Below are 7,477 nucleotides of genomic sequence, written 5' to 3' on the forward strand. Positions count from 1 at the left end.
TATCGTTAAACCGCCAGCGCTGGTAAGGCGCTGGCGATGAGCACTGCCAACATTCTTGATTTCGACGCCGACGCGCCGCGCGTGGCCATTGTCGGCCGCCCCAATGTGGGCAAATCCACCCTGTTCAACCGGCTGGTCGGCCGCCGCCTGGCGCTGGTTGACGATCAGCCCGGCGTCACCCGCGATCGCCGCGAAGGCAGCGCCAGCCTGTTCGATCTGAACTTCGTCGCGGTTGATACCGCCGGCTTTGAAGACGGCAGCGAGGAAAGCCTGTCGGGCCGCATGCGCGCCCAGACCGAAGCTGCCGTCGGCCGCGCCACGGTGGCGCTGCTGGTCTATGATGCCCGCGCCGGGGTGACGCCGATGGATCGGCATTTCGCCGCCTGGCTGCGGCGCAGCGGTGTGCCGATGGTGCTGGTTGCCAACAAGGCCGAAGGGATGCAGGCCGAAACCGGCATCAACGAAGGCCATGAACTGGGCTTTGGCGAACCCATCGGGCTTTCGGCCGAACATGGCCTGGGCCTGGCTGATCTCTATCAGGCGCTGGCGCCGTTTCTGGCCGAAGCCCCCGTTGCCGATAGCGAAGACGACGACGCGCCGCCTGCCGACGAAGAAAGCGAAATCCCGGAACCGCCGCCCGGCCCGCTGAAGCTCGCCATCGTCGGCCGCCCCAATGCCGGCAAGTCGACCCTGATCAACAAGCTGCTGGGTGAACAGCGCCTCGTCACCGGGCCGGAAGCCGGCATCACCCGCGATTCCATTGCCATCGATTGGGACTGGGTGGACCGCGACGGCAATGTGCAGCACGTCCGCCTGATCGACACCGCGGGCCTCAGGAAACGCGCCAAGGTCACCGACAAGCTGGAAAAGCTGTCGGCCGCCGATACCAAGCTGGCCATCGATTTTGCCGAAGTCGTCGTACTGCTGCTTGATTCAACGCTCGGTCTGGAGGCGCAGGATCTGCGCATTGCCGACAAGGTGCTTTCCGAAGGCCGCGCGCTGATCATCGCACTTAACAAGTGGGATGCCGCCCACGACCAGAGCCGCCTGTTCCAGGGTGTGAGAAGAGCGCTGGACGATGGTTTGAGCCAAGTGAAGGGCGTGCCCTTGCTCACCTGTTCGGGCGCCACCGGCAAGGGCCTGGACACGCTGATCGAAGTGGCGATGACGACGCGCCAGCGCTGGTCGCGGCGGGTGCCGACGTCCGCGCTCAACCGTTGGTTCGAAACCGCCACCGATCGCAACCCGCCGCCGGCACCGGGCGGCGTGCGCATCAAGCTGCGCTATGTCACGCAGGTCGCGACGCGGCCGCCCACCTTCGTGGTGTTCGGCAACCGCACCGAAGGTCTGCCGGCCAGCTATGCCCGCTATCTCACCAACAGCCTTTCGACCGATCTGGATTTTGGCGGCCTGCCGATCCGACTGACGTTCCGCGGCGGGCGCAACCCATATCACAAGAAATAGGGGCTGCCGGCCCCGGACACAGGCAAGGGGCGGAACGGGGGCAGGGCGATGAAGCTTCACGGATATTGGCGCTCGACGGCAGCGTGGCGGGTACGACTCGCGCTGCACCTGAAGGGCATTGCCCATGAACAGGTGGCGGTGAATTTGCTGCAGGACGAGCAGCGCAGCGCCGCGCATCTGGCGCTCAATCCGCAAGGCCTCGTGCCGGTACTGGAAACCGAAGGCGCCGCGTTGAGCCAGAGCCTGGCCATCATCGAATACCTGGACGAGCGCTTTCCGCAGCCACCCCTGTTGCCAGTCGACGCGCTCGGCCGGGCACGGGTGCGAGCCGCGGCGCTCACCATTGCCGCAGAAGTCCACCCGCTCGGCAATCTGCGTGTGCAACGCTGGCTGAAAGCAGAAATGCACGCCGATGATGCTGCCGTGACGGCCTGGTTGCACCATTGGATGCACGGTGGTCTGGCCGCTTTGGAACAGTTTGCAGCTCAGCATGGGGGCAATTTTCTTTTTGGCGATGTCCCCGGGTTGGCCGACCTCTGCCTTGTGCCGCAGCTGTACAACGCGCGCCGATTTGCGCTGGCTCTTGATCAGTTTCCACGTTTGCTGGCGGTCGAATCGCGCATTGCTGCGACAGCTTGGGCGCATGCCGCGCACCCCGATTCATGCGCCATCCTGCCATACACATCAGCAGTTCCAAATTAACCGTATACAATCAAAAAGATTGCAAATGCGCGAAACGAAGGTAGATATACGCCCGTAAACATACCCAAATGGGTACATTAATGGGGGTAATATGTCTGCATTCAACCAGCTCAGCATGAACGCCAATGGCTTCACGGGCGGTCGCGCCGCGCGCCGCATCGGCTTCTCGGTTGCCGCCTTGATGATGGCGGGTACGGCGTTGGTGCCGGCCTTCGCGCAGACGGCTGATCTTGGTGGCCTTACGGTCTCCCGCAATGACTTCGTGAATTTCAACCCGCCCGGCATCGGCATCGAGCCGACCGAGATCACCAATGGCCTGCTGCGCATCAACCCCCTGGCGCCGTTGAACTTCGCTGGTGACCTGACCGACAGCGGTGGCACCTTCTCTCTGCTCAAGTTCGGCGCCAGTGATCTGACCTTGGCCGGCGTCAACACCCACAGTGGCCAGACCACCGTGCAGGGCGGCCGTCTGATCGCCGGCTCGGCCACGGCCTTCTCGGCCAATTCGGCCCTTGCCGCGGCCGGCCAGGTAGCGACGCTTGCAACAGCTGATCTCAATGGTTTCAATCAGACCGTGCGCGGCTTGATTGGTAATCCCACTGGCGTGGTGACCAGTTCGACCGGTCCGGCCATCCTGACCATCGATAGCAGCGTCAACACCACGTTCAACGGCGCGCTGCAGGGCGAGCTTGGCATCGTCAAGCGCGGCACCAGCGTCCAGACCGTGACCAACTTCAGCCCCGGCCTCGCGGCGACCAACGCCACTGGCCCGATCACGCTTGAAGCGGGCACTCTGCGTCTTGGCTCCAGCAATGCGCTCGGCAGCGGCCGACTGACGGCGGCAGGCGCCGGTACGCTCAGCGTGGCAGGCCTGACCCCGCTCAGCTTCGATAACGATGTCACCCTGAACGCAACTCTGACGGTGGCGGCCACGGCGAACCAAAGCCTGACGATGAACGGTGCCATCACTGGTGCCGGCTCGCTCACCAAGATTGGTGTTGGTGAGGTGGTCCTCACGGGTGCCAATGATTACACGGGCGGCACCACGCTTTCGGGCGGACGTCTTGTGATCGGCAATGCCTCTGCACTTGGCACTGGCCTTGTGACCCAGACACAGACCAGCTTTGTCGGCCTGCTCGATCCGTCTGTTGGCCTGACGCTGGCCAACGCATTCCAGTTGAATGGCACGTCGCTGCAGATCGAAACGCCGAACATTGGCCAGACCTTGACGTTCTCCGGCGCAATCTCGGGTGGTCCGGACGTCAACCTGATTGCCGGCAACGGCGGCACAGTGGTGCTCACCGGCAACAACAGCTTCACGGGCATGGTGCGTCTGCGCTCCGGCACGCTTGGTATCGTCAATGCCTCTGGCGTCAATTCGGCTGGTGCCATCCGTGTAGAAGGTGGTGATCGCAACATTGTGATCCTGGCGGCGGATCAGCTGGTCACCTCGCGCGTGATCAGCCTTGTCGGCGACGGACCGTTGGCCGTTACCGTGGATACCGGTGCCAACAACGTGGAATTCTCCAACGCATTGCGCGACGGTTCCACCGGCACGGGGGACACGCTGGCCATCGTGAAGACCGGCGCCGGCATCTTCACCGCGTCGAACGCGTCTGACTCGTTGTTTGGGCGCACTGAGGCGACGGGCGGCTTCTCCGTTGCGGAAGGCACGCTCAACCTTACCGGCCGCATGGCCAACGACATCACCGTGGCGAGCGGCGCCACCCTGGCTGGCACTGGCTTCCAGGATGTCGGCACCACCACCATCGGCGATGGCGCCACGCTGTCGGCGGGTGATGCGAGCAACGCCGCGCCGTCCATCGGCACGCTCACGCTGAACAACCTCACGCTCGGCGCCACCGCCAGCACCATTTTCGATCTGGGCGCGCCCAGCATCGATACGGTTGCCCCGATCAACGATCTGATCGTCGTTTCCGGCAATCTGGATCTGGGCGGCAGCACGTTCAACTTCAACACGCTGTCTGGCTTCACGGCCGGCACTTATCGCCTGATGACCTATGGCGGCGCGCTCGCTGGTACGGCCAATCTGGGCCTGCTGCCGGTCGGCTTCATCTACACGCTCAACACCGCTGGCGGGAACGTGGATCTGGAAGTCGAGCTGATCGATTTCTACTGGGACGGCAATGGTCCCGCCAACAACATGGTGGTTGATGGCGGCCCCGGCACCTGGAACGTTGCCAACACCAACTGGACCGATGTTGGCGGCAACATCAGCATCGCCTGGCAGAACAACGCGCGCGCCTTCTTCACCAACGTCGGCGGCGACGTGACGGTGGATGGCAATTTCACTTATTCGACCCTTTTCTTCACCGTTGATGGTTACACGCTGAACCCGGCTGCCGGCGCCACGCTGGGCGCCGATGCCGGTACCATCGACGTGGCAGCCGCTTCGACGGCCACCATCAATGTCGATCTGGTCGGCACCAACGGCCTGACCAAGGCCGGCGGCGGCACGTTGGTGCTGTCGGGCGCCAACAGCTTCACCGGCGGTCTGTCGATCGACGGCGGCACGCTGGCGGTTACCCAGGCGGCGGCGCTGGGCGCGGATGCCGTGCTCATCAACGGCTTCGCGCAGACGCTGCGTTTCGATGCCGACATGACGGTGACCAACAACATCAACGGCGTCGGCATCGGTTACAACGTCGATACCGGGGCCAACACGGTGACGCTGGAAGGCTCGCTGTCGGGCGGCGGTGCCGACAAGCTCGGCAGCGGTACCCTGGTGCTCAACAATGCGATCAATGACCAGCCGAACGCGCTGGCGGTCTTCAACGGCTCGTTGATCGTCAATGGCGGCGTGCAGGGCGGCGTCGGCGGTGCCTCGGCCAGCCTGATCGGCGGCACCGGGACGATTACTGGTCTGGTGTCAACAAACGGCACATTGTCACCGGGTGTGGCGCCTGGCCAGGTCGGTACGCTGACGGCCGGCAGCCTGACCCTTGGGGCGAACGCAATCTCGCTGTTCGATCTGGGCGTGGTCGGTGTTGTTGGCGGCACCAACGATCTGGTCATCGTCAACGGCAACCTCAATCTCGACGGCACGCTCAACGTCAATCCGCTGGCTGGCTGGCACATCGGTACCGGCAGCTTCCGCCTGTTCAACTATGGTGGCGCGCTGACCGACAACGGCCTCGCGCTGGGTGGCGCGCTGCTCACCCCGCCGGCGGATGTGACCTACACGGTCAACACGTCCATCGCGGGCCAGGTCAATCTCGACATCGGCTACACCGGTGAATTCAACTGGGACGGCAATGGCGCCCCGGTTGATGGCGTCATCGAGGGCCGCGAAGGCACCTGGAACGCCACCAACACCAACTGGACCAACAGCGACGCGCTGTTCAACCTGGCCTGGGTGGACAGCACGTCCACCGTCGCCAATTTTGGCGGCTTGGTGAACCTGGGCGCCACCGTTGATGTGGTGGGCACCCGCACCTTCGGCACGCTGAACTTCACGCAGAACGGCTACACGTTGGCCGGCGCGGGTGATCTCGCCATGAACGGCGGCATTATCAATGTGGCCGCTGATCGTGCCACCATCAACGTGGCGATCAACGGCGCCGGCGGCCTCACCAAGAATGGCGCTGGCGAACTCGTGCTCGGCACCGCCAATGGTTACACCGATGGCACCACCGTGAACGGTGGCGTGCTGACCATGGCTGCCAACGGCGCCACCGGCACCGGCACCGTCACGCTGGCCGATGGCACCACCCTGCGCAGCACCGTGGACATCACCCACGCCAACGCCGTCAACATGCTCGGCACCGGCACCTTCGACATTCTGGGCAATGAATTCACGCAGAATGGCCTGGTTTCGGGCGGCCTGCTGCTGAAGTCGGGCGCTGGCCGTCTGACGCTGGCCAATGGCGCCAATGATTATGCCGGCGGCACCGACATCACCGATGGCACCGTCGCCGTCGCCACCGATGGCGCGCTGGGCACCGGCAACATCCGTTTCTCGGGCCTCGGCGGCACACTGGAAACGCTGGGCAGCTTCACCACCGCCAAGTCGGTGACGCTCGATGCGGCGGGTGTGATCAACACCAACGCCAACACCAACCGTTTTGACGGACTGGTCTCCGGCGATTCGACGCTGACCAAGATCGGCAGCGGCACCCTGATCCTGACCAACACCAACAGCTACGCTGGCGGCACCTTCCTCACCGAAGGCACCATCCAGATCAGCAATGGCAGCGCCATGGGCTCCGGCACGCTCACCGCGGCTGGCGGCACCACGCTGATCGCCGGTCTGGCCATCAACACCCCGCCGATGACGCTGGCGCAGGATATCGTCCTGACCGGTGGCAACCTCACCATCAACCTGCTCGGTTCCAACTATGGCGTGAACGTCACCACCGGTGCGCTGCTCACCAACGGCACCGCGCTGACGTTGAACGGCACCATCAGCGGCGCCGGCGGCATCGACACGCTCGGCTTCCTCGCCAATGGCGGCGGCAGCATCGCCTTCAACAGCACCAACAGCTTTGAAGGCGGCACCAACCTCGGCAGCGTCATCGCCTATATCGGCGCTGATGGCGCCCTGGGCACTGGCGCGGTCAACCTCAACGCCTTTGGCGCCGGCATCCAGAACACGGGTGCTGGCACCAGCTTCACGCTGGGCAACGCCATCAACGCGAACGATACCCAGCACAGCCTGGGCGGCGCTGGCAACCTGGTGCTCTCGGGTGCCATCGGCGGCACCGGCGAGCTGTTCAAGGTCAACAGCGGCACCGTTACCTTCACTGGTGCCGGCAGCAGCTTCGGCGGCGCCTTCGCCGTCAACGGCGGCACCGTCGAGATCAACGGCAGTTTTGACAATGCCGCGGCCACGATGGTCGTTGCCGGTGGTTCGACCCTGTCGGGCAACGGCAGCTTTGCCGGCAGCGTGACGCTGGACAACGGCGGCGTTCTCAGCGCCGGCGCCAACGGCGGCGTGGGCGTGCTCACCTTGGGCAACCTGTCGCTCAGCGGCCTCTCCAACATCAACTTCCAGCTTGGCGCAGCCAATGCGCTGGGCGGCCCGCTCAATGATCGTGTGGTCGTGACGGGCGGCCTGGTGCTTGATGGCCTGCTCAACGTCACCGAAACGGTCGGCGGTGCCTTCACGCTCGGCATCTACAACCTGTTCAGCTATGGCACGTCCTTCACCAACAATGGCCTGCTCATCAACGGCGGTCTGCCCAACGGTCTGACCGGCTCGATCCAGCACAATGGTGCGGCGCAGCAGGTGAACCTGGTGGTCGCCGGACCTGACAGCATAGTCATGAACTGGGACGGCACCGATTTCACC

General features: G+C 64.2%; 3 protein-coding genes. All 3 read left to right on the forward strand.

Going from position 1 to position 7,477, the window contains the following annotated elements; translation table 11 throughout:
- Positions 1-36 precede the first annotated feature (36 nt).
- Positions 37-1,464, forward strand: coding sequence for a ribosome biogenesis GTPase Der (gene der / locus RT662_RS10585; protein ID WP_313670674.1), 1,428 nt, complete (start codon positions 37-39; stop codon positions 1,462-1,464).
- Positions 1,465-1,512: 48 nt separating this feature from the next.
- Complete coding sequence (gene maiA, locus RT662_RS10590; protein ID WP_313670675.1) at positions 1,513-2,166, forward strand: maleylacetoacetate isomerase; 654 nt, start codon at positions 1,513-1,515, stop codon at positions 2,164-2,166.
- Between the two features lie 91 nt (positions 2,167-2,257).
- Positions 2,258-7,477: autotransporter-associated beta strand repeat-containing protein (locus tag RT662_RS10595; RefSeq protein ID WP_313670676.1), on the forward strand; the 5,220-nt coding region annotated here is incomplete at its 3' end.

This window comes from Sandarakinorhabdus sp., assembly GCF_032115815.1.
In the GTDB taxonomy this organism is placed as follows: Bacteria; Pseudomonadota; Alphaproteobacteria; order Sphingomonadales; family Sphingomonadaceae; genus Sandarakinorhabdus.

Excerpts from the sequence above, each read along its gene's own strand:
- der (WP_313670674.1), top strand. The coding sequence starts at position 37 with ATGAGCACTGCCAACATTCTTGATTTCGACGCCGACGCGCCGCGCGTG.
- maiA (WP_313670675.1), top strand. The coding sequence starts at position 1,513 with ATGAAGCTTCACGGATATTGGCGCTCGACGGCAGCGTGGCGGGTACGA.